Annotated in this window: 19 protein-coding genes and 1 pseudogene; 11 read left to right on the forward strand and 9 right to left on the reverse strand. The window is 74.0% G+C overall.

Annotated features, from left to right (window positions below):
• Nucleotides 1-137: 137 nt before the first annotated feature.
• Nucleotides 138-485: an STAS domain-containing protein gene (locus ACH4PU_RS03780; RefSeq protein ID WP_398265452.1), complete on the forward strand. Its 348-nt coding sequence runs from the start codon at nucleotides 138-140 to the stop codon at nucleotides 483-485.
• Between the two features lie 22 nt (nucleotides 486-507).
• On the opposite strand, the gene ACH4PU_RS03785 is transcribed toward ACH4PU_RS03780, so the two are convergent.
• Nucleotides 508-2,001, reverse strand: a complete 1,494-nt coding sequence (locus ACH4PU_RS03785; RefSeq protein ID WP_398265455.1) for a bifunctional phosphatase PAP2/diacylglycerol kinase family protein — start codon at nucleotides 1,999-2,001, stop codon at nucleotides 508-510.
• Between the two features lie 106 nt (nucleotides 2,002-2,107).
• The gene (locus tag ACH4PU_RS03790) at nucleotides 2,108-2,782 is read right to left on the reverse strand and encodes a transglycosylase SLT domain-containing protein (RefSeq protein ID WP_398265458.1); all 675 of its coding nucleotides are present in this window, start codon (nucleotides 2,780-2,782) and stop codon (nucleotides 2,108-2,110) included.
• Between the two features lie 633 nt (nucleotides 2,783-3,415).
• On the opposite strand from ACH4PU_RS03790, the gene ACH4PU_RS03795 reads away from it, so the two are divergent.
• Nucleotides 3,416-4,066, forward strand: a complete 651-nt coding sequence (locus ACH4PU_RS03795; protein WP_398265461.1) for a PRC-barrel domain-containing protein — start codon at nucleotides 3,416-3,418, stop codon at nucleotides 4,064-4,066.
• On the forward strand, nucleotides 4,066-4,497 hold the full coding sequence (locus ACH4PU_RS03800) for a PRC-barrel domain-containing protein (RefSeq protein WP_185943107.1): 432 nt from the start codon (nucleotides 4,066-4,068) through the stop codon (nucleotides 4,495-4,497). The genes ACH4PU_RS03795 and ACH4PU_RS03800 overlap by 1 nt, the downstream gene beginning before the upstream one ends.
• Here ACH4PU_RS03800 and ACH4PU_RS03805 read toward each other — a convergent pair.
• The gene (locus tag ACH4PU_RS03805; RefSeq protein ID WP_398265466.1) at nucleotides 4,470-4,838 is read right to left on the reverse strand and encodes a DUF5133 domain-containing protein; all 369 of its coding nucleotides are present in this window, start codon (nucleotides 4,836-4,838) and stop codon (nucleotides 4,470-4,472) included. The two genes, ACH4PU_RS03800 and ACH4PU_RS03805, sit on opposite strands and share 28 nt — an antisense overlap.
• Before the next feature lie 252 nt (nucleotides 4,839-5,090).
• Here ACH4PU_RS03805 and ACH4PU_RS03810 point away from each other — a divergent pair, with 252 nt between their 5' ends.
• Nucleotides 5,091-5,441 (forward strand): hypothetical protein, encoded by a 351-nt coding sequence (locus ACH4PU_RS03810; protein ID WP_398265469.1) that lies wholly within the window; start codon nucleotides 5,091-5,093, stop codon nucleotides 5,439-5,441.
• 40 nt (nucleotides 5,442-5,481) lie between these two features.
• On the opposite strand, the gene ACH4PU_RS03815 is transcribed toward ACH4PU_RS03810, so the two are convergent.
• The 5 genes from ACH4PU_RS03815 to ACH4PU_RS03835 all read right to left on the reverse strand — a co-directional run bounded on the left by ACH4PU_RS03815 (nucleotide 5,482) and on the right by ACH4PU_RS03835 (nucleotide 10,541).
• Nucleotides 5,482-6,288, reverse strand: coding sequence for a 2OG-Fe dioxygenase family protein (locus ACH4PU_RS03815; RefSeq protein WP_398265472.1), 807 nt, complete (start codon nucleotides 6,286-6,288; stop codon nucleotides 5,482-5,484).
• Between the two features lie 182 nt (nucleotides 6,289-6,470).
• A complete protein-coding gene (locus tag ACH4PU_RS03820; RefSeq protein ID WP_185943109.1) occupies nucleotides 6,471-6,692 on the reverse strand; it encodes a hypothetical protein in 222 nt (73 codons plus the stop codon).
• Nucleotides 6,693-6,824: 132 nt separating this feature from the next.
• Nucleotides 6,825-8,033 (reverse strand): serpin family protein, encoded by a 1,209-nt coding sequence (locus tag ACH4PU_RS03825; RefSeq protein WP_398265476.1) that lies wholly within the window; start codon nucleotides 8,031-8,033, stop codon nucleotides 6,825-6,827.
• Between the two features lie 514 nt (nucleotides 8,034-8,547).
• Nucleotides 8,548-8,772: a hypothetical protein gene (locus ACH4PU_RS03830; RefSeq protein WP_398265479.1), complete on the reverse strand. Its 225-nt coding sequence runs from the start codon at nucleotides 8,770-8,772 to the stop codon at nucleotides 8,548-8,550.
• A gap of 197 nt (nucleotides 8,773-8,969) precedes the next feature.
• Entirely contained in the window at nucleotides 8,970-10,541 is a 1,572-nt protein-coding gene (locus ACH4PU_RS03835; protein WP_398265482.1) for an LCP family protein, read from the reverse strand.
• Between the two features lie 224 nt (nucleotides 10,542-10,765).
• Between ACH4PU_RS03835 and ACH4PU_RS03840 the strand changes: the two genes are divergently transcribed.
• The 3 genes and pseudogenes from ACH4PU_RS03840 to ACH4PU_RS03850 all read left to right on the forward strand — a co-directional run bounded on the left by ACH4PU_RS03840 (nucleotide 10,766) and on the right by ACH4PU_RS03850 (nucleotide 12,796).
• The gene (locus ACH4PU_RS03840) at nucleotides 10,766-11,353 is read left to right on the forward strand and encodes a hypothetical protein (RefSeq protein ID WP_398265485.1); all 588 of its coding nucleotides are present in this window, start codon (nucleotides 10,766-10,768) and stop codon (nucleotides 11,351-11,353) included.
• 110 nt (nucleotides 11,354-11,463) lie between these two features.
• On the forward strand, nucleotides 11,464-12,039 hold the full coding sequence (locus ACH4PU_RS03845) for a TerD family protein (protein ID WP_185943114.1): 576 nt from the start codon (nucleotides 11,464-11,466) through the stop codon (nucleotides 12,037-12,039).
• 153 nt (nucleotides 12,040-12,192) lie between these two features.
• Nucleotides 12,193-12,796: pseudogene (locus tag ACH4PU_RS03850) on the forward strand (HD domain-containing protein).
• A 2-nt stretch (nucleotides 12,797-12,798) separates the two neighbouring features.
• Here the strand turns inward: ACH4PU_RS03850 and ACH4PU_RS03855 are convergent.
• Nucleotides 12,799-13,317 (reverse strand): GNAT family N-acetyltransferase, encoded by a 519-nt coding sequence (locus ACH4PU_RS03855; protein WP_398265489.1) that lies wholly within the window; start codon nucleotides 13,315-13,317, stop codon nucleotides 12,799-12,801.
• A 337-nt stretch (nucleotides 13,318-13,654) separates the two neighbouring features.
• Between ACH4PU_RS03855 and ACH4PU_RS03860 the strand changes: the two genes are divergently transcribed.
• The 4 genes from ACH4PU_RS03860 (at nucleotide 13,655) to ACH4PU_RS03875 (ending at nucleotide 16,877) form a co-directional block, all read left to right on the forward strand.
• Nucleotides 13,655-14,215, forward strand: a complete 561-nt coding sequence (locus ACH4PU_RS03860; protein WP_398265492.1) for a cysteine hydrolase family protein — start codon at nucleotides 13,655-13,657, stop codon at nucleotides 14,213-14,215.
• Between the two features lie 38 nt (nucleotides 14,216-14,253).
• Nucleotides 14,254-14,793, forward strand: coding sequence for a GNAT family N-acetyltransferase (locus ACH4PU_RS03865; RefSeq protein ID WP_398265495.1), 540 nt, complete (start codon nucleotides 14,254-14,256; stop codon nucleotides 14,791-14,793).
• A 65-nt stretch (nucleotides 14,794-14,858) separates the two neighbouring features.
• Nucleotides 14,859-15,440: a TetR/AcrR family transcriptional regulator gene (locus ACH4PU_RS03870; protein WP_398265498.1), complete on the forward strand. Its 582-nt coding sequence runs from the start codon at nucleotides 14,859-14,861 to the stop codon at nucleotides 15,438-15,440.
• A gap of 243 nt (nucleotides 15,441-15,683) precedes the next feature.
• On the forward strand, nucleotides 15,684-16,877 hold the full coding sequence (locus ACH4PU_RS03875) for a Cmx/CmrA family chloramphenicol efflux MFS transporter (RefSeq protein WP_398265501.1): 1,194 nt from the start codon (nucleotides 15,684-15,686) through the stop codon (nucleotides 16,875-16,877).
• The last annotated feature ends 149 nt before the right edge of the window (nucleotides 16,878-17,026 follow it).

Consider the following 17,026-nt stretch of genomic DNA (forward strand, 5'->3'; position numbering starts at 1 on the left):
GGCCGACGGCGCACGGTTCGTACGGGAAACGGACCATCGCGTCGACTCACCCGAAAGATGATCCGCTCATGGATGAGGACAATGACGGGGAGGAGCATGGCTCCTGTCCGCCAACCGGCTCTCCATGGGAGCGGCACATGACGAACCCCGACCCATCGGCACGGCGTCTGCGCACCCGCGTGAATCTCCACGGTGACCGCGCCGCCATCCGCCTCACGGGCGAGGTGGACCTCGGCACCGCACCCGGACTGCGCCGGACCATCTGCGCCTGCCTCGGCCGGCACCACCCGTGCGCCCTGGACCTGCACCTCGCCGAGGTGAGCTTCTGCGACTGCACCGGACTGAACACCCTGCTGTGGGCCCGGCTGAAGGCCGCGGACGCCGGAGCCGCGCTCGTCGTACGGGGGCCGCTGCAGCGCGGCGTCGCCCGCCTCCTGTCGGTGACCGGCACCGATACGGTGCTCGGTCCCGTAGCGGCCGCCTGAGCGGCCGCGCCGGCCGCGCGCCTCACGGCCCGGTGGGCACGCGGTAGACCACCAGGGCCTCGTTCTCCTTCTCCAGGGTCAGGCCGCCCGGCACCGGGGCGGTCTCGCCGTCGTACGCGAAGTGCGCACCGGAGTGCAGCCCGCCGACACGCAGCCGCCGCAGACGAGCGGTGCCGAGGACGGGGGTGCTGCGGATGCCGCCCGTCAGGGCCGCCGTCAGCAGGCGGGTGCGGGCCAGTCGGCCGGCGGAGACGATGCGGACGTCCAGGACGCCGTCGGCGAGGTCGTGGCGGCGCACCGGGGCCGCGCCGAGGCCGCGGTAGGTGCAGTTGCCCGCGAAGACCGTCCAGACCCGGCGGCGCCGGCCGTTGATCTCCACGGTGATGGGCCGGCCGGTCCGCAGGACGTGCACGGCGGCCAGGATCCCGGCGGGCCAGGCGCCGATCCGGGAGGCCCACCGCTCGCGGATCCGGACGAGCTCCGGGTAGGCGCCGACGCTGAAGGTGTTGAGGAACCACCGTTCGTCGCGCTCCAGCCCGCCGCGGATCCGCACCATGTCGACGGCGACCGCCTCCCCGCACTCGACGGCCCGGCAGGCGTCGCCGAGGGTCTCGATGCCCAGGTCGTAGGCGAAGTGGTTGCGGGTGCCGCCCGGCAGGACGGCCAAGGGCAGCCCGTGCCGCCTCGCGACGGCCGCGGCGGCGTTGACCGTGCCGTCGCCGCCCAGGACGCCCAGCGCGCCCCCGAGCTCCCGCGCCCGGTCCGCCGCCTCCTCCAGGGCCTCCTCCAGCGAGGGGCCCGGCCCGTCGGGGTCGGTGCCGACGGTCAGGAACTCGGCGCGCGGCAGGACGGAGCGCAGGGGGTCGACGACGTCCGGGCGTTCGGTCAGCCGCTGGCCCGAGCCCGGGTTCGCCACCACGACCAGTCCTTTGCCCTCCGTGAGGGCGGGCGCGTCCGCCTGCGGCCGGGCGGGCGGCGCGAGCTGCCGACGGGTGGGCGCCAGGCCGCGTACGGCGAACGCGGCACCCGCGCCGAGCGCCGCCCCGATCAGCACGTCACCCGGATAGTGGACGCCCGTATAGACGCGGGAGAAGCAGACCGACGCGGCGAGCGGGGCCAGGGCGAGCCCCCAGCCGGGGTTCTCCAGGGCGACGCCGGTGGCGAAGGCGGCGGCGGACGCCGAGTGCCCGGAGGGGAACGACGTGGTGATCGGCTGGCGGGCCAGCCGGCGGACCAGGGGGACGACGTCCAGCAGGGGCCGCGCGCGGCGTACGGACCGTTTGCCGAGCGTATTTACCGTGGCCGAGGCCAGGGCGAGCGACGCGGCACCGCGCAGCGCCGCCCGCCGGGCCGGCCTGCCGCCCAGTACAGCCGCTCCGGCCGCGAGGCCGAACCACAGCAGGCCCCGGTCGGCGCTGCGCGACAACCGGGGCAGTACGCGGTCGGCGCCGGGCCAGTGCCGGGTCGCCACCGCGCGGAAGGCCGCTTCGTCCCATGAACTCACCGCTTTGCGCATGCGCCACGACTACCCCGGCGGGGGATGTTGATGCGGACGCGCCGGAGGGCGGCGGCATCCGGTTTCCGGTGCCGCCGCCCTCCGGCGGTGCGTTTTTCGCTCTCCGTCAGTACGCGGAGTTGACGTTGTCCATCGAGCCGTACTTGTCGGCCGCGTAGTTGCAGGACGCGACGATGTTGGCCACCGGGTCGTAGATGTCCCAGGACGTGCCCTCGACGTGGTACGCCTTGAACGTCGGGTCGATGATCTGCAGCAGACCCTTCGACGGCACACCGTTGACCGCGTTGACATCCCAGTCGTTGATCGCGTGCGGGTTACCCGTCGACTCCCGCATGATGTTCCGCTTCACACCGTCGTAGGAGGCCGGGATGCCCTTGGCCTTCATGATGTCCAGGGCCTGGGAGATCCAGCCCTCCAGGTCGTTGCCGTACGCCTTCGGGGCGGGGGCGGCGGGGGCTGCCTTGACCGGCTTACGGGCGGTGGAGCGGTTCGCGGCCTGCTTCTCCGCGCGGTCCTTGTCCGCCTTCACCTTCGCCGCCGCCTCGGCCTTGGCCCGCGCGGCGGCCTCGTCCGACTTGTGCGCGGCCTCGCCCTGGCCCTGACCCGCGAACGCCTTGGCCTCGAACGCCACCGGCTTCACCACCGGACGCGCGTCCGCCATCGCCGGACCACCGGAGACCACCGAGAACGCGACCGCGGCGGCACCCGCGGCACCGAGACCGGCGGCGGAGAACTTGTGGACCTTGGACAGACGGGTATAGCCGGAGTGAGTGGAACGCATGGAGAGGTGAACCTTTCGGATCGGGGAACCGCGACGGGCCTGGACCGGCGCAAAGAAAAGCGCCGTTCTCGGTCGGACGGCGCCGTGCGGTCCCACCATTCTTAGCGGCGCTCGAAAACCCCGACAAGCACTGTGACCTACTCCCCCGCATCGTTCACCGAGTCAGGAAAGACCGGGTAATCCCCGGGAAATGCGGGAGCGCCCAGCACTAAAGAGACCCGTATGTGATCGAGGCCCTATGCGCGGCCTCACACCCCGGGCCCCTCCGGATCACTCAGGGCGAGGGTGCGCATACGGGCCGGTGGCGGCCGCGTGCGGCGCCGCGCGACGGCGCGTTCCGCGCGTGTGCGCCAACTTCCCGCTCCGTCACGCCGGTTGCGGCGCATCGGCCGGGGTGGAGCGGGCATGCGGTCCGGTGCCCACCGGCGGCACGGAGCCGGCAGCGATGGGCGTCAACGGCATGGACGGTTGTGAGACCGGGAGGTGAACGATGCTCTGGTGGAGCTGGTTGATCATTGCGGCCGTGGGCCTGCTCGTCGTGGCCGGCGCCCTGGCGGGCGTGCAGGCGCGGAGGCGGGCCGGAACGGTGATCGTGGTCCGGCGCGGGCACCGGGCGGGCAGGGGAGGCACGCGGTGGACTCGCTGATGCTCGCGTCCGAGCTGGCCAAGCGGCCGGTGGTGACCCTCGACGGGGAGGCCGTCGCGGAGATCAAGGACACGGTTTTCGACGGCGCGGCCGGGCAGATCACCGGGTTCACGCTGAACGGGCGCGGCCTGCTGGCCGGCCCGCTCAAGCAGAGCCTGCCGTGGTCCTCGGTGCACGCGCTGGGCCGGCACGCGGTGATGATCCCCGGGCGGGAGGCGCTGGCCGAGCCGGCGGCCGTCGTGGCCTCGGGCGAGGCGGCGCACGGCGCGGTGCCGGGGGCGAAGGTGCTGACGGAGGAGGGCGTCGAGGCGGGCAGCGTGCTCGACGTCGTGGTGGCTCCGGACGGCCGCGTGGTCGGCTTCCGGATCTCCGCCACCGAGGCGTTCGTCCACCGGGAGCACGGGCGGAACAGCGTCTTCGTGCCCCGGGGTGAGGCGCTGGCCGTCTCGGGGCGGGCGCTGGTGGTGCCCTCCGACGCGCCCCATTTCGTGGCGGACGACCTGCCCAGTTTCACCACTCAGGTCGAGATCTTCGCCGCGAGGGCGACGGCCGTCGGGCGGCAGACGTTCGGCGAGCAGCCGGCGCACGGCGGGCAGCGGACGGACGTCGGCGCGGCGGAAGGAAAGGAGCACCTGTGATGATGCTGTTCAGCGGGACGAAGGGCCTGCCCGTCGTGACGGCCGACGAGGCGGCCGAGCTCGGCACCGTCGAGGCGCTGGCCGTCGAGGCTCCGCTGGGGCTGATCGGTCACCTGCGGCTGTCCGGCTCCGGCGGCCCGGCCCGCAAGGGCCGGGCCTGGCTGCCCTGGAGTCTGGTGCGGGCGGTGGGTCCGGACGCGGTCATCGTCCGCTCGGCCGCGGAACCGGTGGTGGCGCGGGAGCCGGACCACCACGAGATCCTGGGCCGCCGGGTGCTCACCGACCGGGGTGACGAGCACGGCACCGTCAAGGACGTCGCCTTCGACCCCGCGACCGGGCGCATCGGAACGGTGCACACCACGCAGGGGAACGTGTCCGGGCACCGGCTGCTCGGACTGGGCGACTACGCCCTGGTGGTCCGCGCGGAGTGACCGGCCGGCCGGCCCTCGGGGCGGACGGCCCGGTCCGCCGTCCGCCGCACCCCGCGGGCCGCCGCCGGAACCGGCGCGGCGGCCGGGCGGGGCAGGACCGCCTCGACCGCCCCGGAGCCCGTCATGACGTCCACGGGGGCGGGGGCGTCGGCCAGCCGCCGGCGGGCGGCCCGCAGCGCGTCGGCGATGTCGCGGGTACCGGTGGTCACGCACAGGGTGTAGGTCACGTCCGCCAGCTGCCGCCGGATCGCCGGGTCCGCCGGCCGTGCGGTCGCGGAACGCTGCAGTGCCGTGTGGCGCTCGACGAGGTCGCGGAGAACGGCGGGGTGGGCGAGCAGCATGGATTCCTCCCGGAGGGATGTGGGCAGGCGTACCGACCAGGAAGCGCCTGCCCCGGATCCCGGCGCCCATTCCGTTTCCGTTCACCGGTGCCTTCCGCTTCGCCGCAGGCACCGGCTTTTCCCTGTCGTCCCGGGGCTCCCCCGCGCCCCTGGAGGACCGCGTTCTCCGGGAGCCCCACCTCGTCCGGGGAGAAGCACAAAGGGCATTCCGCCGAGGGCATCAGTTCCGGTCTCGCGGATACACGTACCGGCATGAGCGGGGAACTCGCAGCCGTGGAAGAACTGTTGACGGGAGCGCGGACGCGCCGCCAGGTGGTCCGGGCCTACCGGCGGATCCGGCCGGGAGACGGGCCGGGGCGGGACGGGCCGTACGCCCGTGGCGCCGCCGCCGGCTACCGGTGGGCGCTGGGCGCGCCGGGCGGGGCGCCGGTCACCGGCGCCACCCCGCACGGCGGGGTGAGCATGGAGACGCTGATGGCCGAGGTGGACGCGGCCGTGGTGCAGCTCGACGATCCGGCGCAGCCGCCCAACGCCGCCCTGTACACCCAGGGCGCGCATGACGCGCTGGCCTGGATCTGCGGTCTCAGCGACGACCATCCCTGACGGCGGGACCGGAGGCGGTACCGCGGGGACGCGCGGTGGCTCAGGCCGGGACCAGGGTCGTCACCAGCACGTCGCGGACGGCGGGACGGCCGGGGTCGAGGGGGCGGACGGGCGAGACCTCGTGGAGGGTGGCCCGGTCGTCGCCCAGGAGCAGGGTGCCGGGCCGGGTGAGGGTGACGGCCAGCAGCCGGTCGCCGTCCGGGGTGTACACGGCGCTCTCGCCGCCGGTGGCGTTGTCCCGGGCGACGGCGAGGGACGAGACGAGCGTGACGCCGTCGCGGTGCCGGCCCTCGGGGGTCGGCCGCCCGTCGCCGTCGGCCGAGGCGAGGACGCGGAAGGGGTGGACGTTGGCCTTCCACTCGGTGACCGTGTCCAGGGCGGTGGCCATGCGGCCGAGCAGCCGGAGGAGCGCGTGCAGCACGGGGTCGGCGGTGAACTCAGGGCTCAGGGGCTCGAAGTGGCGGTCGACGTCGACGTAGAGCGGGTTGCTGCGGTCGGGCTGGACGAACGGGACGTGGTCCAGCGGGCGGATCGTGCCGGTGGCCGGTGTCACGGCGAACTGGCCGTAGCGGCGCAGCCGTCGGGTGCCGTGGGTGGCGGCGTACGGGTCGGGGGCGAGCCGGTCCCAGTGGGAGGCGAACGCCGCCCAGCGTCCGTCGGCGGTCCGCGCGTCGAGGCGGGCGCGTACGTCGGGGGCGGGGAGCAGGTACACGCCCTCGGTGGCGAGAGCCCGCCGGGCGGCCTCCACCGGGTCGGCTTCCGTGCCGGGCGGGGGTGCCGGGTCACCGGGCCGGGCGGTCGCGCCGGTCTTGTCGGTCTTGTCGGTCTTGTCGGTCACATGGTCCACGGGTGGTCGCCTCCCTCGGTCGGCGGGCCGTTCCCGCCGGGGCGGGACGCGGTGGCCGTGCCCGGGCCGTCGTGTGGAGGAACCGCCCGTGGGACGCGGACGGTTCCGCGGCGGCCGTACCGCGCTGCGGACCGGGCCGGGGCCCGGCCGGGGTCCTCTCGGTCCGGGTCCCGGCCGGGGTCTCAGTCGCGGTCCTCGTAGCGGGCCAGGGCGAGGCCGAGGGTGAAGAACGTCGGCGCCCATTCGCCGACGAAGATGCCCCAGCGGTCGGCCCGGGCGGTGCCGGCGCTCTCCGCCTTCAGCGACCCGGCCCAGGCCACCACCGTCAGGGCGATGGAGCCGAAGGCCATGCAGTAGGCGTGCTCGCTCCGCAGGCCGGCTTCGTGCAGTTTCTGGACGATCATGCTCCTTCACCCTTTCGTCGGGGGACATCGAGATCGTCGTTCCAGCGTGCACGCCCGCCTTCCGGGCCGCATCTCGGGCCCGGCGGGACGCTCGCCGCCGGGCCGCGGGAGGCCGTCGAGGCCGGGGACGGGTCACCAGGGGTGGTCGGGAGCCTCATCGGGCTCGGTGACCCAGCCGGCGGCCAGGATCAGACCGGACTCCCGGTGCACGGCCAGGAAGCCGAAGGGGCGCTCGAAACTGGCGGAGACGTGCCGGGAGCGGCGCGTCGGCACACCGGCCGCGGCCATCCCGAACGCGGTCACGGCCGCCGCCTCGAACCCGCGGGCGGTGAAGGCCGCCACGATGTCCTGCCGCGCCGACGAGACCGCCAGCGGGACCGGGCTGATGCCCGGGAAGTGCCCGGTGGAGCGGTCGACGGCGGTGCGGAGGCCGAAGGCGCCCGGGCGTTCGAGGAGGTCGTGTCCGGCGCGGACGGTGAACCGGGCGGTGGAGGTCACCAGGACCGGGGCGCTGTCCCAGCCGGTCGAGTCGGCGACGGTGACGCCCGGGCCCGGGTTGCCGTAGGGCAGGGCGGAGCCGGCGACGGTGGTGTGGTCCCCGGCGAGCACACCCGGGCCCGCCGCGAGGACGTCCGCGCCCGCGACCCCTTCGGCCCCGAGCAGCAGGTGCACGTCCAGGCCGTTGTCGCCCCGGATCTCGGCGACGGTCAGCGGTCCGGCGGGGGTGTCCGGCGCGACGCGGACCGCGTCCAGGTCCCCGCCGCTCCGGTACAGGCCGGTCAGCCGGCGGCCCTGCCAGGGGCCGGTCTCGGGGGTGAGCCAGCCCTCCGAGAAGGGCCTCGTCCACCGGGTGCGGACGAGCAGGGCGCCGGCCAGGACCATGGCGAGGTCGGGGCCGGCCGGCACGGGCATCGACGGGACGGCGCCGTCCGTGTGCGCGGCGGCCCAGGCGTCGAGCGCGCGGCCGTCCCGCTCGGCGTCGCCGGTCAGCTCGCCGCGCACCCCGCCGGGCAGCCGCGCCTCCCACACCGGCCGGACCGGCACGTCCCGTCTCGTCCACAGGCCGACGGCGGCGTCGACGCCGTCGGCCGCGCGCAGCAGCTCGACCAGCCGGCGGCCGCGATCCGCCGCGTCGGCCGCTCCCGGCAGGCCCAGGACGCCGCGCAGTTCGGAGCGGGCCGGGCCGTCCGCGCCCGCCGCCAGGAAGGCGAGCAACGGCCAGACGGCAGCCGCGGAGAACACGGTTCCGCGCCCCTCGCCCGGTCCGACGGCGAGGCGCGCCCAGTCGGCCGTCAGCTCGTTGACGGAACGTATCGATTCTTCGTCGGGTCCGGTCGGCACCGGGTCCCACCCCATTTCGTTCACGGACTTCTGTTCGCCCCCGCATGCGCTCATGGGCGTCGCGAAGGTCATGGACGCCGTGGGCGTCCGCCGGGTTCCGCCGGGCGCGACGTGGCGGGCCGGTCAGGGCCGTTCGAGAACCAGGTGGCTCCATGTCGCGTCCGCCCGGCCGAGCTGGTCGCCGCCGTGCCCGCGGTGCAGGGCGGCGAGCCCGTGCCGGCGGGCCAGGGCGGCGGCCTCGTCGGCGGCGCGGTGCCCGCGCCCGGCCGACGCGGCGGTGTCCCGTCCGCTGCCGGCCGCGAGGTCGAGGACGGTCCCCGGCCTTCAAGGAACAGGTACGGCACTTCGCGGTGCACCTCGGCGAAGTCCGCGCTCTCGTCCTGCCCGGCGAGCACATCGGCGGCCTCGCCGTAGCCTGCGGTACCGGGTAGGGGCGGGGGTCCGGTGGACGTCTCGTCACGCATGACGCCGTACTCCAGGCGCTGTCGAGGACCGTGGTGCGGGCCATACTCGGTCACCGGCCGCCTTGTGGCCTCCGGCGGCGGCGCGGGCAACGGGCGGTCACGGCGTCCCGCAGTCCGTTCCGCAGTCTCCGGGCCGCCGGGGCACTCGCCGCGATGAGCAGCCCGGAGAGCAGGTTTCCGAACAGGTCGTGGGTGATGAAGTCGTACACGGCGGTCCGGCGCGCGTCGGCCGTGCCGGACCGCGCGCCGTGCTCCTTCGCGTACGCCGAGGCCACCGACGTCCGGCACCACCCCCCGGCTACCGGCGTCGTGCGAGGCCGCCGCGCTCCGCCGCCCTCGCGGGCGGGCCGGGACACGGGCGGTCCGGTACCGCCGCCCAGTCTGCACCGGCGCGGGGCGGAAGGGAAGCGGGCGGGCGGACGTCAAGGCGCCCGGGAGGCAACGGTGTTCAGGCCCGGGGTACGGCCCCTGGTCACCCGTAGGAGATGTGCGAGCAGATGTCGTCGTCGGCGGAGCGGGCCTCGTCGGTCACCCGGGAGGGGACGGTGGAGGGTGCCGACGCGGAGGGTGAGGGAGTGCCCGGTGCGGGGTGGGAGGCGTAGGAGGTGCCCAGGGTGACGTCGATACCCGGTGTGGAGGCGGAGCGCAGTTCCGCGCCCGGGAAACGGTCGGCGACGGTCCGCGCGCGGTCCTGGAGGCCCGGGCCGTAGGTGACGACGGTCGTCCGCTCGCGAGACGGCGCGTCGCCGGTGCCGGTGACCGTGAAGCCCGCGGCCCGCAGCTCGCCGGCGGCCCTGGCGGCCAGACCCGGGACGTTCGTGCCGTTGTGCACGCCGACGCTGATCCCGGCGCCGGAGGCGGGCGAGGGTGAGGGCTTCGGGCTTCTGCCGGCGGTCTCCTTGCCGTCGAGGGTGCGGTCGTGCCGCAGCGCGTCCCACAGGGCGTCGGCGTCGGGCTGGACGATCGCCACCCGGTTGCCCTGGTAACGCCAGGGCACGGTGACGAACTTGGTCTCGTGCAGGTCCACGTTCTTGAGCGACATCGCGAAGGAGAGCAGCTTCCGGGCCGAGTCGAGGCCCGGGTCGACGGTCAGGGAGCGGGTGGCGGCGTCGGCCAGCGGCAGCAGGGTGGTGGGGTCGAAGCCCTCCCCCTTCACCTTCTTGATGAGGGCGCCGACGAAGGCCTGTTGACGCCGGATCCGGCCGATGTCGGACCCGTCGCCCAGGCCGTGCCGCAACCGCACGTAGTCCAGGGCCTTCTGGCCCGACACGGTCTGCGGCCCCTTGGCGAAGATGCGCTCGCCGCGGGATCCGCGGTGGGGGTTGAGGTCCCCTTCGTAGACGTCGCCGGGCAGGCACACCCGCACCCCGCCGACGGCCGAGGTCATCGCCGCGAATCCGGCGAAGTCGACGACGACGGTGTGGTCGACGCGCAGTCCGGTGAGTTTCTCCACCACGTTCTGGGTGCAGGCGGGGTTGCCCTTGGCCGTGAGTCCCACGGAGAAGGCGGAGTTGAACATGGCGCCGGACTGCGGCTCGGTCCATCTCCCGTCCGGCAGGCGGCAGGGCGGGATGTCGACCAGGGTGTCCCGGGGGATGGACACCGCGACGGCGTGTCTGCGGTCGGCGTAGACGTGCAGGAGGAACGCGGTGTCGGAGCGTCCGACGTCCCCCTCTCCCCCGCCGAGCGCGCTGTTGGCCCCGGACCGTGAATCCGAGCCGATGACGAGGACGTTCCGGCCGCCCTGCCCTTCGGCGGGGCGGTTCTTGGACAGTCCCCCGGCGTCGAAGCTGTCGATGTTGCCGTCGAGCCGGCAGTAGAACCACACCCCTCCCGCGAGGAGCACGAGGACGCAGGCCGCGGCCGAGAACGCGAGGACGCGTATACGGCCGCGCCGCCGCCGCTTCACCCGCGTGGTGCGCCGGTCCGGGGGTGCGGTCCGTCGACTCGGCCGTACGGTCGGTGAACTGGGGCTCGCGGTCTGTCGACCCGGGCCTGCGGTCCGTCGGCCGCCATGACGCCCGGCACTCGTGGCGCGCGTCATACGCACACCTTCATCCGCTTCCTCCACAATTTCATGGTTGCGCAATATAGCAAGTATGAATGACGGCGCGACCGGGCGGCGCCCGGGCGGGGCGCGCGCCTCCGCGCGGCGCCCGAACCGGACTTCGGCAGGCCGCCCGGTGGGTAGGAATTTTCGGGGCAGACCGCTCACCTGGCCTTGCGCCCACCCCCCGCTCCCGCCCGCAGCGATGACGAGGACCGTGCATGCCGAGCGCCGACCCCACGCGGACCGAAGACCGAGCCGCCTTCGAAGACGTCCTTGAACAGGGCCTGAGTTCGCCGCGGATCACCGAGGCGCTCCGGACCACGACCGCCGTCTCCGCCGACCGACTCCGCACCTGGGCACTGCAGTCCCGCGCGGAGATCGCCGCCGCCGCGATTCCCGAGTACCGCGCCTACCTCGAAGCCCGCTCGACGCGCCGGCGCGGGGCACCGTCACCGCTCGGGAACGGACTGGGCGCGCTGGCCGTTCTCATCCCGGCCCTCGCGGCGGCCGCGGCGGCGGCGTTCCTCGTCCTCGGCTACGGCTTCCGCCTCCTCGGCGTCCAAGCCCGGCTCGCCCGCGGCCTGCAGGCCGCCGGCTGGACGGCGGTGGCGGTGGCGGCCGCGGCGGTCGTGCTCGGGGTCGTCGCGGTCCTGGTGATCGCGGTACGCAACCGCACGGCGCGGCCCGCCGCTTCGAGCGGCGAACGCGTGGCGGAAGCGCGGGCGGCTTGGCAGCGGGCGCTGCTGGAGCGCGGGGTACTGCCGTTCCTGCGCCATCAGATAGAGGAGGCGGGCCGTCCGGAGTGAGGGCGGTCCGGCTCGGTTTCTTGCTTGCGCAACTATGAAACTATAGGGTCCCAGCCGGGGTTGTCCCATCGCGTCGCCCCGACCGATCACCCATCACCTGGAGGACGTTCATGGCAGTGACCCTGGCCAAGGGCGGCAATGTCTCGCTGAGCAAGGAGGCGCCGGGCCTGACCGCCGTCACCGTCGGCCTCGGCTGGGACGTCCGCACCACGACCGGCGCCGACTACGACCTGGACGCCTCCGCCCTGCTGTGCGACGCCAACGGCAAGGTGCCGTCCGACCAGCATTTCGTCTTCTTCAACAACCTGCGGAGCCCCGAGGGTTCGGTCGTCCACTCCGGCGACAACCTGACCGGCGGCGGTGACGGCGACGACGAGCAGGTCCAGGTCGACCTGGCCGCCGTCCCGGCCGAGGTCGACAAGATAGTCTTCCCGGTCTCGATCTACGATGCCGCCCAGCGCGGCCAGAGCTTCGGCCAGGTCCGCAACGCCTTCATCCGCGTGGTGAACCGCGCCGACGGCCGCGAACTCGCCCGGTACGACCTGACGGAGGACGCCTCCACCGAAACCGCCATGGTCTTCGGCGAGCTCTACCGCCACGGCCCGGAGTGGAAGTTCCGTGCCATCGGCCAGGGTTACGCCTCGGGCCTCGCGGGCATCGCACAGGACTACGGCGTGCGGGTCTGAGCACGGCGGAGCGGGCGCGGACGTGCGGCGGGGACGACGCCGAACCGAACGCCGTCACGACAGAGCCACCGCCGCGGCACCCCGGCGGAACGCCGTGACCGGCAGCGGACCGACAGCGGACGGGCGCGACCGGACACCGGTAGCGTCACCGGAATGACCGCGCCCTCCGCGAACCTCCTGTCCCGCGCCTTCGAAACCCCCGGTGAGCCGCCCCTGCGACCACTTCCACCCGTGGTGGCGGACCTCCTGCGGGCCCTGGGAGCCCCACCCCGCCTGGCAGCGCACCTGCGCGCGGTCCACGACGTCGCGGCCCGCCTGACCGCCTGGGTGCGGGACCGCTACCCGGACACGCCCGTCGACCACGACGCCGTCCTCTTCGGCGCCGCCACCCATGACGTGGGCAAGATCCTCCACCCCGAAGAGCTGACGGGCCCCGGCTCGGCCCACGAGACGGCGGGCCGGGACCTGCTCCTGAGCCACGGCTTCACCCCGGCGACGGCCCGGTTCGCCGCCACCCACGCGAGCTGGGACGACCCCGCCGTGACGATCGAGGACCTCCTCGTCAGCACGGCCGACAAGGTGTGGAAGGACAAACGGGTCCCGGACCTCGAGGACAGACTCGTCCGGGAGTTGACCGCCATGACGGGCAGGGAACCCTGGCAGGAGTACCTCGCACTCGACGACCTACTGACCCGCCTCGGCGCGGACGCCCCCCCAACGGCTGGCCTTCCAGGCGGCGTTCCCGGTGAACGGGTGAAGCTACCGCTCGAAGCGGTGGCACCACCGGATCTCGCCTTCGTGCCATTCGTCAGTGGGAACGAGCCCCGCGGCGGCGGCTACGGCGGCGGACGCCCGGTGTTCGGGGTGGACGTGCGCGATGACGGTCCGTACCGACTGCCGTCCGAGCCAGTCGACGAGCCCTCGGGCCGCTTCGGTGGCGATTCCCCGTCCCTGCCACGGAGTCCCCACCACCCAGGCGATTTCGGCGTTGCGCCCGGAGCCGGAAGCAGTGACCGTGGCCTGGACGGTTCCGGTCAGGCAGGGCTCGTCGCGGAACCGTATCACCCAGTTCAGCCAGGAGACGGCCGGGTCGGGGGAGCCCGACATCATCCGCCGGTAGCGCGAACGGAGAGCTCGCGGGGAATCCGGGGTGCCGCCGATGAACGCATACAGGGCCGGATCGGACAGAACAACGGCCATTTCCTCGGCATGCCCGACCCGCAACGGCAGCAGATCCAGCCGCTTCGTGCCGATGGCCTCGGCCGCCATGCCGTTCATGACGCGGCCGCGATCGGGGCCTGGGCACGCGTGCCCCTACGCGAGCAGCACTCGTGGTGGCGATTCCCGGGCACGGACATCTCCTTGAAGCCACCGGCACACGCGCCGGCCGAATCGAACCTTCCCACGGTCTCACCCACCCAGGAGCACAGCGAACCGCCCTCCCCTCTCACTCCGCCGGCGTCGGAGCCGGTCTGAAGTCCCTCGACCACGCGAGCGCACGAGGGCGTGATCGGCGGGCTCGAAACTCGATGCCGCCCGCAGCCTGAGCCGCCTAGGATTCGAACACCCGACGCGGCCTGTCGCGACGCCGAATCGACCCTTCCCTGGAGACGACATGAGCAGTGCCCTTCTCGTGATGGACGTCCAACGGGCCGTCGTGGACATCGCGGTCGACGACTCCGGATACCTGCCCCGCCTGCGCAGGGCGATCGACGGGGCGCGAACGGCGGGTATCCCTGTGATCTACGTGGTCATCGCGCTGCGGCCCGGTTTTCCCGAGGTCGGGACGCGCAACAAGCCGCTGGCCGCCATCGCGAGCGGCGGGCTCTTCGTCGAGGGCGAGCCGGGCACGGAGATCCACCCTGATGTCGCGCCCCGGCCGGGCGAGGTGGTGGTGACGAAGAGGCGGGCGAGCGCTTTCTCGGGCAGCGACCTGGATGTGGTGCTGAGGGCGCGCGGTATCGACGGCCTCGTCCTCACCGGCGTCGCCACCAGTGCCGTGGTGCTGTCCACCGTATGCCAGGCGAACGACCTGGATTTCGGTCTCACCGTCCTCTCCGACGCCTGCGCGGACACCGACCCGGTACTGCACCAGGCCCTCACCGAGCGGCTGTTCCCGCAGTGGGCGGACGTCGTCACCGTCGACGACTGGCTCAAGACGGTCGTGCTTGCGTAGTGACGGAAGGCGCGGAAGGTGACGGTACCGGCTTCGTCGTGCGCGAGTTGAGCATGGCGGACGCCGCCACCGCGTCGGAGGTGCACCGCGTCGGCCGCCGCGCCTACGCGGTCGAGGCCGAACTGATCGGTTTCACCGGCATTCCGGCTCTGCGGGAGAGCCTGGAGGAGATGCGGGCCCAGCCCCTGCGGTGGCTCGGTGCGGTCACCCGGAACGGTCGGGTCGCCGCGTTCGTCGCCTGGCAGGAGCTCGGCGAGGAGACGGCCGTCGATGTGCACCGCGTGTGCGTCGATCCGCGCTGGTTCCGGCGCGGGCTGGCGTCGCGGCTGCTGCGCCACCTGCTCGACGAGCTGGCCCCGGAGCACGACGCGCTGGTGAGTACGGGCGCGGGCAACCATCCGGCCGTGGCGCTGTACCGGCGGCTCGGTTTCGTCCGCGTCGGTGGTTTCGAGCCGGTTCCGGGGGTGGCCCTCGCCCGGTTCCGGCTGACGCGGAAGGACGGAGCAGACGTCCACGGCACCGCATCCGGCGCCGCCGGTAGGGGTGTGCGCAAGCGGCGCACTCCAACGGGCGAATGACGACTCCACGCGTAGTACTCTCAGCGCAGTGGCTCGTCCTTAGTACTACGACCGGAGTACCTCGCATGGCACGACGTAACGACCAGCGCCGCGCCGCCCTCGTCGACGCCGCGATCGAGGTGCTGGCGCGGGAAGGCGCACGCGGGCTGACGTTCCGGGCGGTGGACGGTGAGGCGGGGGTGCCCGCCGGGACCGCGTCCAACTACTTCACCGGCCGGGACCAGTTGCTCACCCAGGCCGGCGCCCGCGTCTACGAGCGGCTCCAGCCCGACGAGGCCCTGATCGCCCGCCAGCGGGCGGCCGGCCGCGACCGGGAGACCTACGCGGAGCTGATGCGCGAGGTCGTCGGCCGCGTCGCCTCCTTCCGGACCGGATACCTGGCGCTGCTCGAACTGCGGCTGGAGGCCACCCGCCGCCCCGAGTTGCGCAAGGTCCTCACCGAGCGGGTCCGGGCGGACCTCGACGCCAACCTCGCCTACCACGCGGCCTCCGGCCTCCCCGGCGACGCCATGGCGGTCAAGCTGCTCTTCGCGACGCTGAACTGGGTGATCGTCGAACAGCTCACCCTGCCGGACGTCTTCTCGGAGGCGGAGCGCGACGAGCTGGTGCGGGCCGCCGTGGAGCGGATCGTGGTGGAGGAGGAGTAGGCGGCCGCCGGCCGGTGCGGAACAGCGGAGTATTCGAGTGCCCGTGCGAGTGCCGTTCCGGTAGCCTGCCGGTCATGTCGAGCCCCGAAGCATCCAGGGTGGGGGCTGCCGGTCACGCCGTCAGCCCCCTGCACCACTGAATTCCGCCGTCCTTCCGGACGCCTGCCGGACGCGTGCGCCCGTGGGTGCTGACCGCGGTGACGAGACGAGCCTTCCCGCCTCTCCTCACCTCGGAGCCACTCGATGCCCCTCCCCTTGTATCTACTCGCCCTGGCGGTCTTCGCCATGGGAACGTCCGAATTCATGCTCTCCGGCCTCGTGCCGGACATCGCCTCCGACCTCGGCGTACCGCTCGGTACGGCGGGCGCGCTCACCCCGGGCTTCGCGGTCGGGATGGTCGTCGGCGCCCCGCTCGCGGCCGCGCTCACGCGCGGGCGGCCGGGGCGGAACAGCCTCCTCCTGTTCGTCCTCGGGTTCGCGGCGGCGCATGCCGTGGGGGCGGTGACGACGAGTTTCCCGGTCCTGTTCGCGACCCGGGTCGTCGCCGCGCTCGCGAACGCGGGCTTCCTCGCCGTCGCGCTGACGACCGCCGCCGGCCTGGTCCCGCGCGACCGGAAGGGGCGAGCGCTGGCCGTCCTGCTGTCGGGGACGACGCTCGCCACGATCGCCGGCGTCCCGGCCGGAGCGCTGCTCGGCACGCTGCTCGGCTGGCGGGCCACCTTCTGGGCGGTGGCGGCGCTCTGTCTGCCCGCGGCCCTCGGCATCCTCATGGGTCTGCCCGCCCGCCCACGGCAGGGGGACGCGGCCGGAAAGCCGGCCCTCCGCTCGGAGCTCGCGCGGCTGGGGAGCCCCCGGCTGCTCCTGGTGATGCTGCTCGCCGCGCTGGTCAACGCGGCGACCTTCGGGAGCTTCACCTTCCTCGCTCCCGTCGTGACCGACCGCGCCGGGCTGGGCAGGCTGTGGGTCCCGGCCGTCCTGATGCTCTTCGGGGCCGGTTCCCTCGCCGGTGTCACCCTCGCCGGGCGGCTCGCGGACCGGCGCCCGGGCCTGGTCGTCGCGGCCGGCGGCCCGCTGCTGCTCGTCGGCTGGCCGGCGCTGGCCCTCCTGGCCGAGCGGCCCGCCGCCCTGCTCGTCCTCGCGTTCGCGCAGGGCGCGCTGTCGTTCGGGCTGGGCAGCACGTTGATCACACGGGTCCTGTACGAGGCGGCGTACGCCCCCACCATGGCGGGCGCGTACGCGACCGCCGCCCTCAACGCCGGTGCCTCCGTCGGTCCGCTCGTCGCCGCCACCACGCTCGGCACCGGCCTCGGGCCCGTCGGGCCACTGTGGGCGGGCGGCTGCCTCGTCGCGGCGGCGCTGTCCCTCGCGCTGCCCTTCCGCGCGGTGTTCTCGGGTGAGGAGAGTGAGGAGAGGGGAAACGGCGAGGCGGTCCGCTGACGCCGCCCACGTCCGCTCCCCACCGGACGACGGACCCGGCCGCGTCCGCTCCCCACCGGACGCTCGCCCCCACGCCTCCGCCCCGACCCACGGCCGCACGGCCCGTCCTCTTTCCGCCAAGTTCCCGCGGCCGCCCGGTGCCGGCGCCG

Source organism: Streptomyces sp. NPDC021100 (assembly GCF_044333095.1).
In the GTDB taxonomy this organism is placed as follows: Bacteria; Actinomycetota; Actinomycetes; order Streptomycetales; family Streptomycetaceae; genus Streptomyces.

Bases quoted from the DNA above. Each gene is read 5' to 3' on its own strand.
- ACH4PU_RS03840 (WP_398265485.1), top strand. From the start codon at position 10,766: ATGCCGAGCGCCGACCCCACGCGGACCGAAGACCGAGCCGCCTTCGAA.
- ACH4PU_RS03845 (WP_185943114.1), top strand. From the start codon at position 11,464: ATGGCAGTGACCCTGGCCAAGGGCGGCAATGTCTCGCTGAGCAAGGAG.
- ACH4PU_RS03790 (WP_398265458.1), bottom strand. From the start codon at position 2,782: ATGCGTTCCACTCACTCCGGCTATACCCGTCTGTCCAAGGTCCACAAG.
- ACH4PU_RS03875 (WP_398265501.1), top strand. From the start codon at position 15,684: ATGCCCCTCCCCTTGTATCTACTCGCCCTGGCGGTCTTCGCCATGGGA.
- ACH4PU_RS03785 (WP_398265455.1), bottom strand. From the start codon at position 2,001: ATGCGCAAAGCGGTGAGTTCATGGGACGAAGCGGCCTTCCGCGCGGTG.
- ACH4PU_RS03805 (WP_398265466.1), bottom strand. From the start codon at position 4,838: ATGCTGCTCGCCCACCCCGCCGTTCTCCGCGACCTCGTCGAGCGCCAC.
- ACH4PU_RS03860 (WP_398265492.1), top strand. From the start codon at position 13,655: ATGAGCAGTGCCCTTCTCGTGATGGACGTCCAACGGGCCGTCGTGGAC.
- ACH4PU_RS03810 (WP_398265469.1), top strand. From the start codon at position 5,091: ATGAGCGGGGAACTCGCAGCCGTGGAAGAACTGTTGACGGGAGCGCGG.
- ACH4PU_RS03870 (WP_398265498.1), top strand. From the start codon at position 14,859: ATGGCACGACGTAACGACCAGCGCCGCGCCGCCCTCGTCGACGCCGCG.
- ACH4PU_RS03780 (WP_398265452.1), top strand. From the start codon at position 138: ATGACGAACCCCGACCCATCGGCACGGCGTCTGCGCACCCGCGTGAAT.
- ACH4PU_RS03820 (WP_185943109.1), bottom strand. From the start codon at position 6,692: ATGATCGTCCAGAAACTGCACGAAGCCGGCCTGCGGAGCGAGCACGCC.
- ACH4PU_RS03800 (WP_185943107.1), top strand. From the start codon at position 4,066: ATGATGCTGTTCAGCGGGACGAAGGGCCTGCCCGTCGTGACGGCCGAC.
- ACH4PU_RS03855 (WP_398265489.1), bottom strand. From the start codon at position 13,317: ATGAACGGCATGGCGGCCGAGGCCATCGGCACGAAGCGGCTGGATCTG.
- ACH4PU_RS03835 (WP_398265482.1), bottom strand. From the start codon at position 10,541: ATGACGCGCGCCACGAGTGCCGGGCGTCATGGCGGCCGACGGACCGCA.